The following is a 19590-nucleotide window of genomic DNA, read 5'->3' as shown; positions in this document are numbered from 1 at the left end:
AAATGAACGATACCATCACCAAAGTCCCCTATATCCCCCATGACGCACCATTTTCTGGCGAGCAAAAGAATTGGCTGGGCGGTTTCTTTGCCGGGTTACATTCGCGACTGGCAACAGGTGCCGGTCAGGCCGCACCTGCGGCAGCGGTCGTCGAAAGCAAACCGATCGACATCATCTTTGGCACACAAACTGGGAATGCAGAAACGGTTGCCGAAAGCGCCGCAAATCTGGCCCGTACCAAAGGTTTCACCCCCCGCGTCGCAGAAATGGACGACATCAGCATCGACCAACTTGCGGCAATGCAAAACCTGATCGTCATCATTTCCACCTATGGCGAAGGCGAAATGCCCGACAATGCGCATCAGTTCTGGGATGCCTTGTCAGCCAGTACCGCCCCACGTTTGGAAAGCCTAAATTACGGTGTTCTCGCGCTTGGCGACACTAGCTATGATGCATTTTGCCAAGCGGGAAAATTGGTCGATACGCGCCTTGAACAGCTTGGGGCGAAACGTCTGTCGGATCGGGTCGACTGTGATGTCGATTTCGAAGACGCCGCCGAAGCATGGGTTGCGAACACGATCCCAGATGCCGGCACCGCCGCACCTGTTGCGGCGCAGCCCCCTAAACCCGTGAAATCCGGCTGGGGTCGCAAAAACCCATATGCTGCGAAAATGATTGAAAACCGCGTCCTGTCGGGTACGAAATCCGCCAAGGAAATTCGTCACATCGGTTTCGATCTGGGTGACAGCGGCCTAAAATACGAAGCGGGCGATGCGCTTGGTGTGATGCCGATCAATGCCCCTGACCTTGTGCAAGGTTGGCTGGATCGCTTGGGTATTTCCGCTGAAACAGATGTTAATGGAACCGCCATTGGTGATCAGCTGAGCACGCAATTTGAAATCACAACGCCATCGCGTGACCTGATCCGCGCCTTGGAACCCTTGGTCGCGGATCACGAACTGAGCCACGTCATCTCAAACGGCGATAAAGAAGCGCTTGAGCATTTTTTGTGGGGCAAGGACACGCTGGATTTGCTAAACCTCAAGCCTGACCTTGTACTTGACCCCGCGCAGGTCTTGGGATGGCTTAAGCCTATTCAACACCGGGCCTATTCGATCTCGTCCAGCCCCAATGCAAACCCCGGAGAGGTCCACCTGACCGTTGCCGCCGTACGCTGGATGTATGAAAATCGACCGCACCGTGGGGTGTGTTCTACGTTCCTTTCTGATTTGGTTTCACAAGGATCAACGGCTGGCGTTTTCGTGTCCCCCAACAAAAGCTTTCGGGTACCAGAAGACAACAGCGTCCCGATGATCATGGTTGGCCCCGGCACAGGCATCGCGCCATTTCGCGCATTTTTGCAAGAACGGCACGCGCGTGGGGCTACCGGTGCGAACTGGCTCTTTTTCGGGGATCAGCACCGCACAAGCGACTTTATCTACGAAGACGAGATCGGAAAATTCAGCAAAAGCGGCTTGCTAACGCGGCTTGATCTGGCCTTTTCGCGCGACCAATCCGAAAAAATCTATGTTCAGCATCGGATGACCGAAAACGGCAAAGATCTTTACGCGCAGCTTGAAGAAGGCGGGTATTTTTACGTCTGCGGCGACGCCACCCATATGGCAAAGGACGTTGACGCAGCGCTGCATCACATCATCGAAACCCAGGGTGGCATGACCCCCGAGGCGGCAACAGACTACGTTAACCGCCTTAAGCGTGAAAAACGCTATGTGCGGGACGTCTATTAAAGGCGCACCAAATGCCCAAACTTAAGGCCCCCTGCCTGTGTACTTCGGAACAACCATTACCCAGAACATTGACTGCGCTTCGCCAACAAGGGCCGGTTACCTCCCTTGGGGCGGGGCTTGATACTTTGGCTCTTGTTGGGACGCAGTTGTCTGATTCACTTATCAGTACCAACAATGGCGTTGCACTTTTGACAGGTCGTGGCGGTTACGCCCCATACCAAACCAGCGCCATGCCATTTAGGTTATCGCGTAATCGGATCAATATGCGCATCGCGCCGGATGTACCGATCAACCTGCTTAGGTCCAACGACGCCACGAACACCCGGCAATCACTTGTGTTGGCATGTACAGAGGGTGACATTTCCCACCGCATTGAAACAGCCTGTGATTACGATGGCCGCGTTATCAACGCAATCGAGGCCCAAAACGAAATATGCGCAGCGCCGCAAACACCAACCATTCCCGGCGATGTTGTACCGCTTGCTGCTGTACGCAACGCCCGCGACAACTGGGACCAGCGCGAAACAGGGCATCATTTGAACGATATATTGGTGGACGGTGGTGTTACACGGCACACCACCTTGCCCTATGTCGGAAAAAGCCGGGCTTGGCCCGTTGCCAAACAAACATTAACCAGCTTTGTGTCTTTCCTTTGCGACCGCAAAATAGGTCACGCACGCCTTGTTCCGGGATCAGGATTTATTCAAGGTGATTTAGCCACCTCTGGCACTGCGCAGATGGCAGATCAAATCCTATTGGTCAGCGGGACCAACAGCAACTTTGCGCTTGATCTTGCGCAGATCGCATCGGTCTGGGTAACCAGATTTGGCCGCCTGTCCCAGCTTGAAATTTACGATGAAAAATCACGCGCTATCACAATCTTAGGCGCTGATCCGGCGGCTGATATCACATATTGGAATGCGCTACTGGAATCGCTGCCGCCCGCATCCTACTCTATTTAGAGACGCCACATTTACTGGCAAAACACGAAAGCACAGACCAATGAGCAAACCACCGAAACGCACGCCACGGCTGATGACAGTAACCCAAAAATCGTGGCTGACCCCCAACATGATCCGCGTCACATGTACCGCCGATTGGATCAAGACATTGGAAACGGGCATCGACAGCGCGCATTTTAAGCTGTTCATGCCCAAGGTCGATCAACCCATCGACGCATTCAAGACCCAGCTTACCGACGGACCGCGACCAGACGTAAGAACCTATACGATCCGCTATCTGCGTGCTGACGCAGGTGAAATCGACATCGATTTTGTTGATCACGGCGATGCCGGGCCTGCATCAGCATGGGCACGGCGATGCAAAGCTGGTGATGTAGTGGGATTTGCCGGACCGGGCCCTGTAAAGATAAAAGACTTTTTCGCTGATACCTATGTGCTAGCGGCAGACATGTCGGCCTTGGCCGTTGCTGCGGCAACGCTTGAATCCATGCCGCGCGATGCCAAAGGGATCGCGTTTTTCGAAATTACCACGCCAGAAGATAGGCAAGAGATAGACGCGCCAGAAGGCGTCGAAATTCAATGGCTTGTCCATCCAGACCCGCATGTTCCAAACGCGCAAAGCATCGAAAAAATACGCGCCCTGCCGGAGCTTTCGGGTCAAGTGCAAACCTGTATTGCAGGTGAAAGCAGCATGATCAAAATCCTACGCGACGAAATCGTAAACCAGCGCGGCGTGCCGAAGGGTGACGCATATATTTCAGGATATTGGAAAATCGGCCTGATCGAAGATGAACATCAACAAGCAAAACGCGCCGAAGCCGCAGGTTAAGGCAAATCAACCTACATCATAAACGCAAAGGGCCGGCGGATTATCCACCGGCCCTTTTTTATTGCATTTCAGCGCCTTAGAAGTGGGCTGACAATGTGCCTGCTGGCTTTTCAAGCGGTGGCGCAAATTTTGTCAGGTCAATACCTTCAACAGCCGTGATGTATTCTTCGACGGTTGGGGTACGCCCCAAAATTGCGGACAACACAACAACTGGCGTGGACGCCAGCAGCGATTCACCTGTTTTGCCGTCAGCATCTTCCACAACGCGGCCTTTGAACAAACGGGTAGATGTCGCAAGAACAGTGTCGCCTTTGGCGGCTTTTTCTTGGTTACCCATGCAAAGGTTACAGCCCGGGCGTTCAAGATACAGAATGTTTTCGTATTCTGTACGCGCGGTATTCTTTGGTGCTGAATCGTCAAATTCAAAGCCAGAGTATTTCTGAAGAACGGACCAGTCGCCTTCTTCTTTCAGCTCATCGATGATGTTGTATGTTGGCGCGGCGACAACCAGCGGTGCTTTGAACGTGACCTCGCCTTGTGCCTTTTCAAGGTTCCGCAGCATTTGCGCCACGATTTTTACGTCGCCTTTGTGCACCATGCAGGACCCAACAAAGCCCAAATCGACCTTTTTCTCTGCTTTATAGTAAGAAATCGGGCGGATCGTATCGTGGGTATAGCGCTTTGACACATCGGCGTTGCTGACATCAGGGTCAGCGATCATTGGCTCGTTGATCTCGTCTAGGTTCACGACAACTTCGGCAAAGTATTTCGCGTTGTCATCGGCGGTCAGCGCTGGTTTCGCGCCAGATTTGATTTCAGCAATCCGCTTATCCGCAATATCGATCAGACCTTGCAGCATGTTGGCGTCGTTCTCCATGCCCTTTTCAATCATGATCTGGATGCGGTGCTTAGCGATCTCAAGCGATTCAATAAGCGTGTCGTCTTCTGAAATACAGATAGAGGCTTTGGCCTTCATTTCCGCAGTCCAGTCAGTGAACGTAAAGGCTTGGTCAGCAAGCAATGTGCCTAGGTGCACTTCGATGATGCGGCCTTGGAACACGTTATCGCCAAATTGCTTCAACATCTGCAATTGCGTCGCGTGTACCACATCACGGAAATCCATGTGGTCGGCCATTTTGCCTTTGAACGTCACTTTCACGGACTCAGGGATCGGCATTGTTGCCTCGCCCGTGGCAAGCGCAAGCGCAACAGTGCCCGAGTCAGCACCAAAGGCCACGCCTTTGGACATACGTGTGTGGGAATCGCCGCCGATGATGATTGCCCAATCATCCACCGTGATGTCATTCAGCACCTTGTGAATAACGTCGGTCATTGAATGGTAAACGCCTTTGGGGTCACGCGCGGTGATCAGACCAAAGTTATGCATAAACTTCATCAACTTAGGAGTGTTTTCTTGGGCTTTGAAATCCCAAACCGATGCCGTGTGACAGCCGGATTGATAAGCACCATCAACAGTTGGCGAAAGAACAGTCGCCGCCATCGCCTCAAGCTCTTGGGATGTCATCAAACCTGTGGTGTCTTGCGACCCAACGATGTTCACTTTCACGCGGGCATCAGACCCAGCATGCAAAACAGTGCCCGGCGTTACACCAACAGCATTCGCGTTAAAGATCTTTTCAACAGCGGTAAGGCCCTGACCTTCGTGGTGAATTTCTTTGGACGGCGCATAGGCAGATTTCAGTTCAAGACCCAGCGTTTCGGACGCAAAGCTTTGCAGCTTTTTACCAAAGACGATGGCATAAGAACCGCCCGCCTTCATGAATTCGACTTTTTGCGGAGTGAACGAAGACGACATATCGACAAGCTCTTGATCGCCAGCGTCGTTATATAGCTTCTTTTCTTTGGTGTTGATGGTCAGGATCGTTCCTGTCTCAACCGAATATTTCTGCTCGAGGATAGGGTTATCATCGTTGTTCAGGATCGGGTTACCGTCTGAATCCAGTTTCTTAACCCAGTTCTTAAGGTCGATCCCGATACCGCCGGTCACACCAACAGTTGTCAAAAAGATCGGTGAAATGCCGTTTGTACCCGCAACAACAGGCGCATTGTTCACGAACGGAATATAAGGGCTGGTTGGCTTACCAGTCCACAAGGCCACGTTGTTCACGCCAGACATCCGAGAAGACCCAACGCCCATTGTGCCTTTTTCAGCGATCAGCATCACGCGCGCGTCGGGATGTTGTTTTTGCAGTTCCTGAATTTCGACCTGTGCTTCGGGTGTGATCATGCATTTGCCGTGCAATTCACGGTCAGAACGCGAATGGGCCTGATTCCCCGGTGACAGCAAATCGGTAGAAATATCGCCTTCACCCGCGATATAAGTCACGACTTTGATTTCTTCTTCGATGTCGGGCAGCTTTGTGAAAAACTCGGCTGCGGCATAGCTGTTCAGAATATCGGTCGCGACGGCATTACCTGCATCATAGGCCGCTTTCAGGCGATCAGTATCAGCTTCGTACAAAAAGACCTGCGTTTTCAGAACATCAGCAGCCTGTTTTGCGATGTCTAGGTCGTCACCCAACGCCAAATCAAGAAGAACCTCAACCGAAGGTCCGCCTTTCATGTGTGAAAGCAATTCGAACGCAAAGGTCGGTGTGATCTCGTTAACAACCACATCGCCCAGAATGATGTCTTTCAGGAACGCGGCCTTTTCGCCCGCTGCGCTCGTTGTACCGGGCAGCGTGTTGTAAATGAAAAACTTAAGCGAATCTGCACGATGCGCGTTATCCGCATCTTTGATTTGCGCAATGATTTCTTTGACCAGCGCGCCATCTTCGATGGGTTTCGGGTGCAACGCTTGCTTTTTGCGCGTTTCGATTTCGGTCAGGTATTCTGTGTACAGGCTCATGGCTATCCGGAAGTGTAAATGTTGTCAGAACTGGGTGATGGCAGGAACTGTCGACCCAAGGGGATCTCGCTGTATGCGGTCGTATACCAAAAGAGATTAGGTTTCAATATATACATCGGAGCCATAATATTTTGGGTATTTTCAATGGGGCAGTGCGCATTTATCGCGCCTATGTAAAGCAAAAATATCATCGAAAGGCCCGGCGTCTCAGGATTTTTCTTTCGGATCAGCCCAAACGTTGTTCACCCTTATCGACCATATAAAGAATGTGGGTTTCTTGATTTGAATGAAACCCGCCACGATCGTCCTTTCGTACCGGGCTTGCCTTGTGAATCGCGGGCTGGGTTGCTTTATCAGATGCAAGACAGAGCAATCGACGGCAACGTATCCAATGAAACGACGCTACGATTAGCTAAGAGAACGTAACGCTAACAAAGGGTTCGACGATTACGTCACACACCAACGACCATCGTCTAAGCCAAAGTAACACATACGAATTATCACAGCTGAACTAACACCAAAGTGCAATGATATGAAAACTCAAGCTGCTCAAAAAACCGAACCGAACCATGCGTCGCATGGACCCAAAGTGTTTTCTGCTGCCAATGAATGGCTCGAAGACCAAACCGCGACAACGCGTGTTGAATGGGCGCTGGAAAACCTGCCCCGCGATCACGTTGTTTCATCTAGCTTCGGCATCCAGTCGGCGGTCATGTTGCATATGATGACCGCGCAGGTGCCAGACATCCCTGTCCTGTTATTTGATACTGGGTATCTATTTCCTGAAACCTATCGGTTTATCGACGAACTGACCGAACGGCTTGGCCTGAACCTGCACGTCTACCGCGCAGAGATGAGCCCCGCCTGGCAAGAAGCCCGTTTTGGTCAGCTTTGGGATCAGGGCGAAGAAGGTCTAAAGAAATACAATACAATCAACAAAGTTGAACCAATGCAGCGCGCAATGGGCAATGTTGGTGCTGGCACATGGTACAGCGGCCTGCGCCGCGTTCAGGCCGACAGCCGCGCGGAGCGTAAAATCCTCGAGTTCCAGCATGGTCGCGTCAAATTCCACCCGATTGTGGATTGGACCAACCGTGACGTTCACATGTACCTTAAGGAACATGACCTGCCCTATCACCCGCTTTGGGAACAGGGATATGTCAGTGTTGGCGACACCCACACGACGCGCAAGCTCGAAGATGGTATGCGCGAAGAAGATACACGGTTCTTTGGCCAAAACCGCGAATGCGGTCTGCACTTAGATCCCACCTAGGATCAAACCGATACCGCGTTAAACATTGCGCGGTATCGGCAGACGCTATTGCCAAGCCAACAATTAATGAAGATAGCTAGCAAGATCACCATGCTAGGAAAATACCGTGTCTGATCTGACTTTATCCCCCGCCATTGCAACAATGATCTTTGTGCTTGGCTGTTGGGGTGGCCACAGATACCGCCAAGTTTGGAAAGTCGAAGGACCAACTTGGAAGCTGTGGGTTTACGGGCTGCTTGCTGGGGTTTCTTTTTTGGCCCTCGGTTTCATACCGCTCGCCAAAGTCAGTTAATCAGCAGTTTGGTCTAAGCCAGCATTTTCCAACATCTTGCGCGCACGTGGGCACGCAAGACGTTCGCGCAGCGGGCTATCTGGATCAATGTCTTTTTTACAGACAAGACATTGATCAGCATCCGCGATTGCATTCAATCCGCCGCAGCTTCCTTTGATGGTGCGCCCCATCAAGATCACGCCAGCCGCCATGCCAAGCATGATGACCAGCAAAAATCCGAATGTCAGAAAAAACGTCGCCATAACTGCGTCTCTTTATTTGGTTTAGACCTGCGTTAAGGCCGTAAAACGTGAACTTGCGCTTGTTGTAAAGCCGTGCGCGTTCGCATTTGCGTTATGTTGCGTGAACAGAACCGCGAGGCCCAGCTCTTCTGCCAGTACCAGACCTTCTTCTTGTCCGATAATGTGGAACGCGGTCGCCCACGCATCAGCAAGCATCGCATTTTCAGCCAATACAGTTGTCGACGCGGTGTTGTGCGTGACAGGACGACCAGTGCGCGGATCAATCAGGTGCGAATAACGCTGACCATCTTGTTCAAAGAAGTTGCGGTAGTCGCCAGATGACGCCAGCCCAACATTTGACACCGACACAACATCCAAAACACCGCGCCCGTGGGCTTCGGGTGTTTCGATACCGATCTGCCATGCGGTGCCATCAGCATTGTGGCCCGACGCATAAAGATCGCCGCCGATTTCGATCAAATAGTTGTGTACGCCCAACTGCTCCAGCGCGCGACCAACAAGGTCAGCACCATAGCCTTTGCCAATCGCGGCCAAATAAATATTAGCGTCTGGTTGTGTTTTTTGCAGCGCACCGGGCGTGACACGCAATGTGTTGGCGTGACCTGATTTCGCTTGCGCAGCCAGCAGGCTTGCTTCGTTCGGTGTAGACAGTGAATGATCATCAGCGCCAAAGCCCCAAAGTTCGATCACCGGACCAAGCGTCGTGTCAAAACGACCGCCACTTGCCAGATGAACAGTCTCGGCTGCGGTCATGACTTCGGCCAATTCAGCAGAAATAACCTGTGCGTCGGTGCTTGTCTGCGCATTAAAGCGCGAAATCTCAGAGTTAGCGTCCCAGTTGGACATCTGCTGGTTGACCGTGGCCAAGGCGCCATCAACCGCCGCCTTCACATCCGATTGCGACACAAAGCGCGGCGCATCAGCAACAGCTACGTTATAAGTCGTGCCCATGGTCAGACCCGACACCTTCAAAAGCGATTCGCCCGGCTTACAAGCGGCAAGGCATAGCGGCACTAGCATAAAGCTACGGCGCGATAATTTGACTGACTGGGACACAATTTACCTCAATTTTCGATGGGCCGCCGTCTAACACGACATTTCTGCCAGCGCCATGCGACCATTAATGCCTTTTCAACAGATTTTACCTCGGTTATCCACGGCAAAATGAAGCCACACACTTAACTTTTCACAATTTCCGCTCAGGCAGCCAGCCAATAGACGTGCGGAAATCAAAAAACAGTCTCGACGAGGTCAGCATTGCAGCGATTTGCACTACATAAAGGTCTGAACATCTCAATTGCGGGCGCGCCAAGAGAAGATGTCGAGACTGCACCGGCAGTACAGACTGTCGCTATCCTTGGTGATGACTACATTGGGCTCAAACCCCGACTCACTGTTGCCGAAGGCGATAGTGTTGTTGCGGGAACACCAATATTTTCCCACAAAGATACGCCGCAGGTGCAGGTGGTTTCACCCGTTGCTGGGCGAATCAAAGCGATCAATCGGGGCGCACGGCGCAAATTGATCAGTGTGGAAATTCAGGTTGAAGGCGATGCCGCACCTGTCGACTTTTCGACCGTGGGCGATGCGACAACCGCCGACGGGCTGGCGGAACGCCTTTGTAGCGCAGGTTTGTGGACATCGTTCCGCACTCGGCCATATTCAAAGGTCCCTACCCCCGAAAGCCGCCCCTCTGCGATCTTTGTAACCGCGATGGAATCAGAGCCACTGGCCGCCGATCCACAGCCGATCATCCGCGAACAATCCGATGCATTCATCGACGGTCTAAAAGCCATCGCACTGTTAACCGAAGGCAAAACATACCTTTGCCATGCGGACGGTGCCGATATCCCGGGCAGTGATGTCGCTGGCGTTGAAGCGGCTGCTTTCTCTGGTCCGCACCCGGCTGGGCTTGCTGGAACACATATTCACTTTCTTGAACCGCTGTACGGCGACAAAACTGTTTGGACGATCGGTTATCAAGACGTGATCGCAATCGGACGTTTACTGCAAACTGGCACATATGACGCAACACGGGTTGTGGCATTGACTGGTCCAGTCTGCGCCGACCCACGTTTGGTGCGCACTGTAGTCGGCGCATCAATGGCCGATCTAGCGATCAATGACACGCCAGCCGATACACCAGTTCGGATGATTTCCGGTTCAGTACTAAGCGGACGCATGGGCGAAGGTGCCAACGGCTATCTTGGCCGTTATGCCCGTCAAATCACATTGATCGAAGAAGACCGCAAACAAATCCCGATGGGCTGGATTCGACCAATGGTCGATAAATACGCGGTGCAGCCCGTCCTTGGCTCTTCCTTGTCGCGTCGCAAATTCCCGCTGACTTCAAATTTGAACGGCGGACGCCGCGCAATGGTCCCGACCGGCACGTTTGAAACGCTAATGCCCCAAGATTATCTGCCAACGCAGCTGTTGCGGGCGCTGATCACGATGGATACCGATCAGGCGCAGGCGCTTGGCGCGCTCGAGCTGGACGAAGAAGATCTGGGGCTTGCTGGTTTCGCCTGCCCCGCAAAATATGAATACGGACTTGCGCTGCGCGACTGTCTGGCCACCATCGAAAAAGAGGGTTGATCCATGGGTCTTCGAAATTTCTTTGACCGGATTGAACCGGATTTCGAAAAAGGCGGTAAATGGGAGCGTTACTTCCCGATCTATGAAATGATCGAGAGCTTCATTTACACACCTAAAACCGTAACCACTGTTGCGCCGCACGCGCGGTCCTATGTCGATATGAAACGCATCATGACTTATGTTGTGCTTGCGACGATCCCCTGCATTTTGATGGGTACATATAACGTCGGGCTGCAAACAAACGCAGCCATCGCAGACTTTGGCCCGTCGGGCTGGCGCGCGGCTGTTATCGGCGCATTAGGTATCGGGTTCGACCCAAGCAACCCGTTGGCTAATATCTTGCATGGGATGATGTATTTCCTACCGATCTACATCACCACGCTTGTCGCTGGTGGTGTATTCGAAGTGGTGTTTGCCACGGTGCGCCGCCACGAAGTCAACGAAGGTTTCCTTGTTTCATCAATGCTTTATGCGTTGATCCTGCCCGCAACGACGCCGTTATGGCAAGTCGCGCTAGGGATCATCTTTGGTGTGGTCATCGGCAAAGAAGTCTTTGGCGGAACTGGTAAGAACTTCTTGAACCCTGCCCTGACCGGGCGCGCGTTCTTGTATTTTGCCTATCCTGCCCAGCTTTCAGGTGATTCAGTCTGGGTGCCTGTTGATGGCTTTACTGGCGCGACGGCATTGGCTGTTTCGGCATCTGACGGCTATCAGACGCTCGCCGCACATGGCCTGACATGGTGGGACAGCTTTATCGGCTTCTTGCCCGGTTCAATGGGTGAAACATCCACAATCGCAGCACTGTTGGGTCTCGCGTTCTTGCTCGCCACGAAAATCGCCAACTACCGGATGGTGGTCGGGTGTCTTGCTGGGATGATCGGGTTTTCGCTGCTGTTGAACGCCATCGGGTCCGACACGAACCCAATGTTTGCGATGCCGTGGTACTGGCACCTTGTTGTCGGCGGCTATGCATTTGGCCTTGTGTTTATGGTCACGGAACCTGTTTCCGGATCGCACACCAACGCTGGCCGCTATATCTATGGTGCGCTCATCGGCTTTATGGTCGTCATGATCCGCGTCGTGAACCCCGCTTTTCCCGAGGGCATGATGCTCGCAATTCTATTTGGTAATGTATTCGCGCCGTTGATCGACTACTTCGTCGTCCAAGCGAACATTCGTCGCAGGGCTAAACGTCATGTCTGAAGAACAAAACAACCTCCCCGAACCGGCCAAAGGCCCAATTGCACGCTTTATGGCGCTGCCAACGGATTCGGTGCCAAAAACCGTGTTCGTCGCGGTGGTGCTGTGCCTGATCGCATCGATGATCGTGTCTGCGGCCGCCGTCACGTTGCGCCCGCTGCAAGAAATCAACGCGTTGAAAGACAAACAGGTCAACATCCTGCAAGTCGCGGGTATTTATGACCCAGATGCAGACGTGGTTGAATCCTTTGCCGCGTTTGAACCACAAGTGCTTGAGCTAAGCACCGGAACATTCACAGACGAATTCGACCCAGCGACATTTGATGATCGCGCCGCGGCTAACGACCCGGAAACGTCAGTTGCGCTTGATGATGATCCCGCAGGGATTGTCCGCCAAGCCGAATACGTAACGGTCTATCTGCTGCGTGACGACAACGGCGACCTCGACAAGCTGATCTTGCCAATCCACGGTTATGGGCTTTGGTCCACGCTTTATGGGTTTATCGCGCTCGAAGAAAACGGCAACGACATCTATGGTTTGCAGTTTTATGAACACGCGGAAACACCCGGTCTGGGCGCCGAAGTCGATAACCCACGCTGGAAAGCATTGTGGAACGGCAAACGTTTGGCCGACGATGACGGGACGCTACAAATTAGCGTGTCAAAAACAGTACCAGCCGCTGGCAACGATTATCACATCGACGCGCTTGCGGGTGCAACGCTGACAACAAACGGCGTCAACAATCTGGTCAGGTTCTGGATGGGAGAATCCGGTTTCGGTCCTTTCCTTGAGAACCTAAAAGCAGGAGATATCTGATGGGACAGACACGTAGGGAAATGTTGATCGACCCGATGGTCGATAACAACCCAATCACTTTGCAGGTGCTTGGCATTTGTTCAGCGCTTGCTGTGACATCATCGTTGAAAGTCGCGCTTGTTATGGCGATTGCCGTGACACTTGTGACCGCGTTTTCATCAATGTTTATCTCGATGATCCGCAACCATATCCCAAGCTCGATCCGGATCATTGTGCAGATGGTCATCATTGCGTCACTGGTTATTCTGGTCGACCAGATGCTCAAGGCCTACGCATTCGAGATTTCCAAAACGCTGTCTGTCTTTGTTGGTCTGATCATCACAAACTGTATCGTGATGGGCCGCGCAGAGGCCTTCGCGATGAAAAACCCACCCATCGACAGCTTTATCGACGGGATCGGCAACGGATTGGGCTATGGCTTCATCCTGATGCTCGTCGGCATTATCAGAGAATTGTTCGGATCCGGCAGCCTGATGGGCTTTACCATCTTGCCGACCGTGAACAATGGTGGATGGTATGTGCCAAACGGCCTGCTGCTGCTTCCGCCATCGGCGTTCTTTATCATCGGTCTTCTGATCTGGGGGTTCCGCACATGGAAACCTAGTCAAGTGGAAGAACGCGAATACAAAATTCAAGTTGTGGATGCGCACTAATGGAAGGCTTACTCTCACTCGCCGTTAAGGCAATTTTCGTCGAAAACCTTGCGCTGTCATTCTTCTTGGGCATGTGTACGTTTATCGCCGTTTCTAAGAAAATCTCGACTGCGATTGGTCTGGGGATTTCTGTGATGGTGGTGCAGGCGATCACCGTGCCCGCCAACAACCTGATCCTGACCTATCTCTTGGCGCCAGGCGCGCTAAGCTGGGCAGGTTTTGCAGATGTTGACCTGACGTTCCTTGGCCTTATTTCGTACATTGGTGTGATTGCGGCTTTGGTGCAAATCTTGGAAATGGTGCTCGATAAGTACTTTCCGCCGCTGTACAACGCACTTGGGGTGTTCTTGCCTTTGATCACAGTGAACTGCGCCATCTTGGGTGGGTCACTGTTTATGGTGGAACGCAGCTATAACTTTTCGGAATCCCTGACTTACGGGATCTCCTCTGGCTTTGGCTGGGCGCTTGCGATCACTGCGATGGCGGGCGTACGCGAAAAGCTGAAATATTCGGACATTCCTGACGGCCTTCAAGGCCTAGGTATCACTTTCATCACGGCTGGCCTGATGGCTATGGCCTTCATGTCATTCTCTGGCGTGAAACTATGAGCGGAGAAATCTAGTGGCAACCTTTGGCCTAGGCATCTTGCTGTTTACAACAATCGTTATTGCGCTCGTCACAGTCATTCTGGCCGCGCGTTCAAAACTTGTGTCCAGCGGCAACGTTAACATCACAATCAATGGCGAAAAAACCATATCGGTCCCGGCGGGCGGCAAATTGCTGCAAACGCTGTCCGAACAAAAACTGTTCGTCCCATCCGCTTGCGGCGGCGGCGGTACATGCGCGCAATGTCGTGTGCGGGTTCATTCAGGCGGCGGGTCAATCCTGCCAACCGAAGAAGGCCACATCACCAAACGCGAAGCATCGTGCGGCGACCGTCTGTCCTGTCAGGTTGCGGTCAAACAGGACATGGAAATCGAAGTTCCAGAAGAAGTCTTTGGCGTCCAGAAATGGGAATGTACCGTTCGTTCAAACGAAAACGTGGCAACATTCATTAAGGCCCTTGTTCTGGACCTACCAGAAGGCGAAGACGTGAATTTCCGTGCTGGTGGATACATCCAAATCGAAGCCCCCGCACACCACCTGAAATATTCAGAATTCGACGTCGAAGAAGAATACCGCGAAGACTGGGACCGTTTCAAACTTTGGGACTTTGAATCCAAGGTCGACGAACCTGTCGAACGCGCCTATTCGATGGCCAACTACCCAGACGAAAAAGGCATGATCATGCTGAACGTCCGTGTGGCCTCCCCTCCTCCGGGATCGACTGACATTCCAGCTGGGAAAATGTCATCCTACATCTTTAACCTAAAGCCTGGCGACAAAGTCACGATTTCCGGTCCGTATGGCGAATTCTTTGCGCGCGACACCAAAAAAGAGATGGTCTTTATCGGTGGTGGTGCTGGCATGGCGCCAATGCGTAGCCATATCTTTGATCAGCTCAAGCGCCTTGAAAACCGTGATCGTAAGATTTCATTCTGGTACGGTGCCCGATCAAAGCGCGAAATGTTCTTTGTCAAAGATTTTGACGATCTGGCTGAACAGTTCGATAACTTTGAATGGCACGTCGCACTTTCAGATGCCCTCCCCGAGGATAACTGGAAAGGATACACAGGCTTCATCCATAACGTATTGATGGAAGAATACCTCAAGGATCATCCAGCACCCGAAGATTGCGAATTCTACATGTGTGGTCCGCCAATCATGAACCAGTCGGTCACAAATATGCTGATTGATCTGGGCGTCGATCCCGAAGACATCATGCTCGACGATTTCGGCGGCTAAGCCCAAACCCAACCAAACACCTCTCAAAGCCGCACCAAACTGGTGCGGCTTTTGCATTTGCACGATAGCCCACCACTCTTTTCGCCACCAATGCAGCTTGAGTACCTGACTATTTTTGTATATTTTACACCTGAAATTCAGGGCCGTCTCTGGCGTGCAAACCTAAACTGCCACTGAATAACTACGGCAACCGTGGTGCGCCCGATGTCAGGGCGAATATCCATTCCACAATGATGCGGGCTGACTTGATGGGCTTTTTTCATTCCATGACCACACAAGTCGAAGGCATCGAGCGCACCGCGCCGGTGGTTTGGCAGTCATACGAAGGATTTATTGCCGTACATTGGCGCGCGCAGGCGCAATCAGATGCCCGCGGATATTACCTTGCGCCTGATCCGCGCATCATGATCTTTTTCGAGGACATTTCTTCGCATGTTCTTATTGCGGACACCCCTAATGTGAAAAAATCGGCGGCGCGTCCTCTTTTACGGGCCACATATGTGCCCGCCGGAATGCCGATCTGGACCCGGTTCACATCAGAACATCGGTTTTCACATCTTGATTTGCATTTCGCAGAAAGCTGGCTTTTGGATAAATTTGTGCCCGCTTTGGGCCGCCAACAGACATGGGCCGCGCTGCGTCAACCCGTTGAACACGCGGCAAGCGAACCGCTTTTGGCGCTTGGGCAGCTTTTGGCGACAGAGCTTGATCACCAAAATCATCATCCCCTTTACGCAGAGAGCCTCGCAATCAGCATTTTGACCGGATTGCTAGATTTGAAATGTGACACATCTTACGGCGCCCAAGGCGGCCTGACCCCAGCGCAAATGCAGCGCCTGACAGCGCGGTTTGATAGCGCACCCGATGCGAGGCTAAGCGTCGCTGATATGTCGCAAATTGTAGGACTGTCAGAAAGCTGGTTTGCCCACGCGTTCAAAACCACAACTGGGATGCCTCCGGTGCAGTGGCAGCGGCACAAGCGGATCGAAATTGCCTGCCAACTGCTGTTGGAAACCGGGCTAAGCATATCCGATATCGCCGCCCGGCTTGGTTTTTCAGATCAAGCGCACCTGACCCGTGTGTTCCGTCAAGTTTCAGGCGAAACGCCTGCTGCTTGGCGGCGACGGCATATCACCGCCCTGCCCTAATACCAAACCGCCCGCGCCAAAACGCGGACGGCCGATCACGCCACGCTTACCAGCTACGGCGCAAAGTCGCGTTAATCACGCGTCCTGTATTGTAGTAGTCAGATCCGAACCCGCCATAAGCGACATAGCGTTCGTCGAACACGTTCGCGACGTTGACCGCAAGGCTGGTACTGTCGTTGACCGCATACGTCACAGCCGCGTCAAAGATAACGGCTGGATCAGATTTCAACGTGTTCCCGTCGTCCATCCAATACGCCCCATCGTAATGCGCGCCCAAGCCAAAGGTCATATCACCACGCGATCCCGTGCCAGCCAACTGATAACGTGCCCAAACAGACATGGTTTGCTCTGGCACGAACGACAGTGCATTCCCTTCGTTACCGCTGGTCCCATTTTCAACGATTTCACTGTCCATCAATGAATAAGATGCGGTCAGACTAATCGTTTCTGACAGTTCTGCTTTTGCTTCTAGATCAAGACCACGCACCCGCACCTCGCCGATTGTTTCAGGCATGCTAGTGATCGGGTCAGTACGTGTGATGTTATTTTTGGTCAGATCATAAATCGAAGCGGTATAAAGCGCGCGACCGTTTTGTGGCCGATACTTGACGCCCAGCTCGTACTGCTCGCCACGTTCGGGTTCCACACCAAGACTATCAGCCACAAAGGATTCAGCATAGCTGCCGTAAACCGACATCCCCGGTGTTGCGCGATAAGTCAGACCAAACCGTTTGCTTGTTTCCTCGAAATCGCCTTTGGTGACTGCGCCAGACAAAGTATCGACTTGTTCAACATCAATCCAATCCTGACGTAGCCCCAGTTGGGCGATGAATTTATCTGCAAAGGTCAGTTCTTCTTGCAGATAAACCGCGTGCGCTTCGATCTCTGTTTGGGTGGCCGCGTAAGGCGTCAATGTGCTTAGATCGATGCCGCCCGTGTAAACTGGATCAGTCCAGTCAATATCAGGTGCCAAAGCCCAATAGCTGGTATTGTCGATATCCGATGTGCGACGTTCAACACCCACAACGCTGCGGCTTTGGACGGTGCCGAAATCGCGATCAAGCTGCACGTTCACATCACCAACGTATTCGTCAGCCGTATAATCATTCGCAAAGAAATAACGATCGGCCATTGTGCCACCGCCGGCATCGGTACCAGCCACATAAGCATAGCCAAAGTCGGTTTCCGTCGCGCTGAAACGATGTGTAGAATTCAGGCTGAACCCGCCATCAAAGTCATGTTCGAACAGCAGGCTTGCTGTGGTCCGATCAGTACCGCGATAGTTAAAATCGGGTTCACCCAAAAAGGTTGATGGATCAAGATCGACACCCACAGGATGCCCACCGCTTCCTGGTACGCTGTCTTTGTTCAGATAATCAACAACAAAGGTCAGGCTGGTCGCATCCGTCGGCGCCCAAGTTATGCCACCCATGACAAATGTTTCATCGTCTTGAGAATAGTCATACTCTCGTTCGGCATCGACGACTTTGCCAGTTAACCGGTATGACAATGTGCCTTCTTCGTTCAGCGTGTCGCCAAAATCGACACCCGCCTCGACCCGGTTAAAGGAACCAGCCGTCAAATAGGCATCACCGAAACGGTGATCTTTGGGTGTCTTCGTGACATAGTTCACAGCCCCACCCGGATCAGACACACCCAACCCAGCAGAGTTCGCCCCTTTCAGAACTTCGACGCGTTCAAATGCATAGGGTTCTTCGCGTACACCACCAAACGGGTCACCCAGATAAAGCCCATCACGATAGGCATAGGCGTCAAACCCGCGAATACGGAAATAATCAAAACGGTCATCAGCCCCGTAAAAGCTCGTCACGACACCAGATGTATACTGTAAAACTTCTTGCACTGACTTCGCGCCGCGCTGGGTGATTTCCTGTTGGGTAATAACCGAAACGCTGGCCGCGGTATCCAACACATCGCCCGATAGCTTTGATCCAGCGCTTGTCTGGCTGCTAACAATACTGCCGCTATCGTCGTCATCGGCATCCAAAACAATCTGACCCAGCGGATATGGCGTATCCTGCGCGACAGCCGGAACGGCACAAAAGACGCTAAAAATAGCACAGCTAGAAAGAAGAGCGGAAAGCCGACGGCCGCGCGGGTGCCGGGTGGGTTGTGTGGTCACGGTGGTCAAAACCTTTTGGTTGGTTTGTGGATCTGTTTGCTGGCATATCCTGACCACGAGGGACGCAATCACACGGCTGGCTAAGCGAAAGCCGGCGTAGCGGTGCACGCCGGGCATATGCCTCGCCACATAACTGAACCAAATCAGCAGGTCTTGAACGGCACCACTGTTTTTGTCGGTTTCTGCTGCAAAGTCATTTTGCGCCCGGCCTGCCTGCTAGGCGTGATGATCCACGACCGGCGCAACACAGACCTGTTCGGTCCGGTGGCCCCACAAAACCAGCACATAACCGGCAAATACAACACCTGCCAAAGCAAACCATGTCAGTGCATAGCTTAGGTGTGCGTTCCTGAAGTAAACGACAGTTTGCCCGCCGCGCGGCCAACCCGCCGCAGCGCCTCGTTCTTGATCCACGAAATATGGGGCGGCACTGTCATAGCCCAGTGCAGTCGTAATCGACCCTATATCACGCCGATACCAATGCCCGTTGGCGGGATCGTTTTCACGCGAAAACAGCCACCCCTTATCCTCTGACACACGCAGTAACCCGGCCACCGTCACTGTCCCATCTTCACGCGCATAATCACCAGCCCGCGCCCGCGCGTCGGGCACAACGCCTCTGTTCACCATGATAATCATCCCGGTATCGGTCACCAGCGGCGTCAGGATCCAATCCGCTGGCCCGTAATCAGAGGGCGTATAAATCAACACGTCTTCGTCGTGCAAAAACCGGCCAGTCACAATAACCCTACGATAGGCGTCTTGTTCGGACCAATCTGTAGGCCCCGGAGCCGGAATGGGGACGGCATGGATACGGCTATCCACCCGTTCTATCAGGTCACGTTTCCAGTAAAGACGCTGAATTTGCCAAACACCAAGCGACGAAAACCCCGCAATCCCAACCAACGCAACAAGACTGATGAAAATAAACCGCGGCCAGCGGATCGAAAGCGGCATAGAATTTCTCCGGC

Annotated in this window: 17 protein-coding genes; 12 read left to right on the top strand and 5 right to left on the bottom strand. The window is 52.7% G+C overall.

Features of this window, described 5'->3' with window-relative positions:
- The first annotated feature begins 2 nt into the window (after positions 1-2).
- Genes CYQ09_RS00455 through CYQ09_RS00445 form a run of 3 tightly spaced genes read left to right on the top strand, consistent with a single transcriptional unit; the run spans position 3 to position 3539 of the window.
- Complete coding sequence (locus CYQ09_RS00455) at positions 3-1748, top strand: diflavin oxidoreductase (protein ID WP_106743446.1); 1746 nt, start codon at positions 3-5, stop codon at positions 1746-1748.
- A gap of 11 nt (positions 1749-1759) precedes the next feature.
- Positions 1760-2710, top strand: coding sequence for a hypothetical protein (locus CYQ09_RS00450; RefSeq protein ID WP_162617499.1), 951 nt, complete (start codon positions 1760-1762; stop codon positions 2708-2710).
- A gap of 40 nt (positions 2711-2750) precedes the next feature.
- Positions 2751-3539 (top strand): siderophore-interacting protein, encoded by a 789-nt coding sequence (locus tag CYQ09_RS00445; protein WP_239495818.1) that lies wholly within the window; start codon positions 2751-2753, stop codon positions 3537-3539.
- A gap of 76 nt (positions 3540-3615) precedes the next feature.
- Here the strand turns inward: CYQ09_RS00445 and CYQ09_RS00440 are convergent, their stop codons facing one another.
- Positions 3616-6408, bottom strand: a complete 2793-nt coding sequence (locus CYQ09_RS00440; protein WP_106743444.1) for a bifunctional aconitate hydratase 2/2-methylisocitrate dehydratase — start codon at positions 6406-6408, stop codon at positions 3616-3618.
- Positions 6409-6940: 532 nt separating this feature from the next.
- On the opposite strand from CYQ09_RS00440, the gene CYQ09_RS00435 reads away from it, so the two are divergent.
- Both CYQ09_RS00435 and CYQ09_RS00430 read left to right on the top strand, forming a co-directional pair.
- Complete coding sequence (locus CYQ09_RS00435; RefSeq protein WP_106358248.1) at positions 6941-7681, top strand: phosphoadenylyl-sulfate reductase; 741 nt, start codon at positions 6941-6943, stop codon at positions 7679-7681.
- Positions 7682-7787: 106 nt separating this feature from the next.
- A complete protein-coding gene (locus CYQ09_RS00430) occupies positions 7788-7973 on the top strand; it encodes a hypothetical protein (protein WP_106743443.1) in 186 nt (61 codons plus the stop codon).
- Here CYQ09_RS00430 and nqrM read toward each other — a convergent pair.
- The gene (gene nqrM / locus CYQ09_RS00425; RefSeq protein WP_106743442.1) at positions 7970-8215 is read right to left on the bottom strand and encodes a (Na+)-NQR maturation NqrM; all 246 of its coding nucleotides are present in this window, start codon (positions 8213-8215) and stop codon (positions 7970-7972) included. The two genes, CYQ09_RS00430 and nqrM, sit on opposite strands and share 4 nt — an antisense overlap.
- Before the next feature lie 21 nt (positions 8216-8236).
- Positions 8237-9271, bottom strand: a complete 1035-nt coding sequence (locus CYQ09_RS00420; protein WP_106743441.1) for an FAD:protein FMN transferase — start codon at positions 9269-9271, stop codon at positions 8237-8239.
- Between the two features lie 201 nt (positions 9272-9472).
- Here CYQ09_RS00420 and CYQ09_RS00415 point away from each other — a divergent pair, with 201 nt between their 5' ends.
- The 7 genes from CYQ09_RS00415 (at position 9473) to CYQ09_RS00385 (ending at position 16476) form a co-directional block, all read left to right on the top strand.
- Positions 9473-10813, top strand: a complete 1341-nt coding sequence (locus CYQ09_RS00415; RefSeq protein WP_106743440.1) for a Na(+)-translocating NADH-quinone reductase subunit A — start codon at positions 9473-9475, stop codon at positions 10811-10813.
- A gap of 3 nt (positions 10814-10816) precedes the next feature.
- Positions 10817-12016, top strand: a complete 1200-nt coding sequence (locus CYQ09_RS00410) for an NADH:ubiquinone reductase (Na(+)-transporting) subunit B (protein ID WP_106743439.1) — start codon at positions 10817-10819, stop codon at positions 12014-12016.
- On the top strand, positions 12009-12830 hold the full coding sequence (locus CYQ09_RS00405) for a Na(+)-translocating NADH-quinone reductase subunit C (protein WP_106743438.1): 822 nt from the start codon (positions 12009-12011) through the stop codon (positions 12828-12830). The genes CYQ09_RS00410 and CYQ09_RS00405 overlap by 8 nt, the downstream gene beginning before the upstream one ends.
- Positions 12830-13483 (top strand): NADH:ubiquinone reductase (Na(+)-transporting) subunit D, encoded by a 654-nt coding sequence (locus CYQ09_RS00400; RefSeq protein ID WP_106358241.1) that lies wholly within the window; start codon positions 12830-12832, stop codon positions 13481-13483. Before CYQ09_RS00405 ends, CYQ09_RS00400 begins: the two co-directional genes overlap by 1 nt.
- Positions 13483-14091: an NADH:ubiquinone reductase (Na(+)-transporting) subunit E gene (gene nqrE, locus CYQ09_RS00395; protein ID WP_106743437.1), complete on the top strand. Its 609-nt coding sequence runs from the start codon at positions 13483-13485 to the stop codon at positions 14089-14091. Before CYQ09_RS00400 ends, nqrE begins: the two co-directional genes overlap by 1 nt.
- A 13-nt stretch (positions 14092-14104) precedes the next feature.
- Positions 14105-15328 (top strand): NADH:ubiquinone reductase (Na(+)-transporting) subunit F, encoded by a 1224-nt coding sequence (gene nqrF, locus CYQ09_RS00390; protein WP_106743436.1) that lies wholly within the window; start codon positions 14105-14107, stop codon positions 15326-15328.
- A 248-nt stretch (positions 15329-15576) separates the two neighbouring features.
- Positions 15577-16476, top strand: a complete 900-nt coding sequence (locus tag CYQ09_RS00385; RefSeq protein ID WP_106743555.1) for a helix-turn-helix domain-containing protein — start codon at positions 15577-15579, stop codon at positions 16474-16476.
- A 46-nt stretch (positions 16477-16522) separates the two neighbouring features.
- Here the strand turns inward: CYQ09_RS00385 and CYQ09_RS00380 are convergent, their stop codons facing one another.
- Positions 16523-18619: a TonB-dependent siderophore receptor gene (locus CYQ09_RS00380; protein WP_239495817.1), complete on the bottom strand. Its 2097-nt coding sequence runs from the start codon at positions 18617-18619 to the stop codon at positions 16523-16525.
- A gap of 216 nt (positions 18620-18835) precedes the next feature.
- Complete coding sequence (locus tag CYQ09_RS00375; RefSeq protein WP_106743434.1) at positions 18836-19576, bottom strand: SURF1 family protein; 741 nt, start codon at positions 19574-19576, stop codon at positions 18836-18838.
- Between the last annotated feature and the right edge of the window lie 14 nt (positions 19577-19590).

The organism is Yoonia maritima (assembly GCF_002933395.1).
Taxonomy (GTDB): Bacteria; Pseudomonadota; Alphaproteobacteria; order Rhodobacterales; family Rhodobacteraceae; genus Yoonia; species Yoonia maritima_A.
This window is presented reverse-complemented; position numbering and strand designations above follow the sequence as displayed.

Excerpts from the sequence above, each read along its gene's own strand:
- CYQ09_RS00385 (WP_106743555.1), top strand. The coding sequence starts at position 15,577 with ATGGGCTTTTTTCATTCCATGACCACACAAGTCGAAGGCATCGAGCGC.
- CYQ09_RS00435 (WP_106358248.1), top strand. The coding sequence starts at position 6,941 with ATGAAAACTCAAGCTGCTCAAAAAACCGAACCGAACCATGCGTCGCAT.
- CYQ09_RS00400 (WP_106358241.1), top strand. The coding sequence starts at position 12,830 with ATGGGACAGACACGTAGGGAAATGTTGATCGACCCGATGGTCGATAAC.
- CYQ09_RS00445 (WP_239495818.1), top strand. The coding sequence starts at position 2,751 with ATGAGCAAACCACCGAAACGCACGCCACGGCTGATGACAGTAACCCAA.
- CYQ09_RS00405 (WP_106743438.1), top strand. The coding sequence starts at position 12,009 with ATGTCTGAAGAACAAAACAACCTCCCCGAACCGGCCAAAGGCCCAATT.
- CYQ09_RS00455 (WP_106743446.1), top strand. The coding sequence starts at position 3 with ATGAACGATACCATCACCAAAGTCCCCTATATCCCCCATGACGCACCA.
- CYQ09_RS00375 (WP_106743434.1), bottom strand. The coding sequence starts at position 19,576 with ATGCCGCTTTCGATCCGCTGGCCGCGGTTTATTTTCATCAGTCTTGTT.
- CYQ09_RS00440 (WP_106743444.1), bottom strand. The coding sequence starts at position 6,408 with ATGAGCCTGTACACAGAATACCTGACCGAAATCGAAACGCGCAAAAAG.
- nqrM (WP_106743442.1), bottom strand. The coding sequence starts at position 8,215 with ATGGCGACGTTTTTTCTGACATTCGGATTTTTGCTGGTCATCATGCTT.
- CYQ09_RS00450 (WP_162617499.1), top strand. The coding sequence starts at position 1,760 with ATGCCCAAACTTAAGGCCCCCTGCCTGTGTACTTCGGAACAACCATTA.
- CYQ09_RS00410 (WP_106743439.1), top strand. The coding sequence starts at position 10,817 with ATGGGTCTTCGAAATTTCTTTGACCGGATTGAACCGGATTTCGAAAAA.
- nqrE (WP_106743437.1), top strand. The coding sequence starts at position 13,483 with ATGGAAGGCTTACTCTCACTCGCCGTTAAGGCAATTTTCGTCGAAAAC.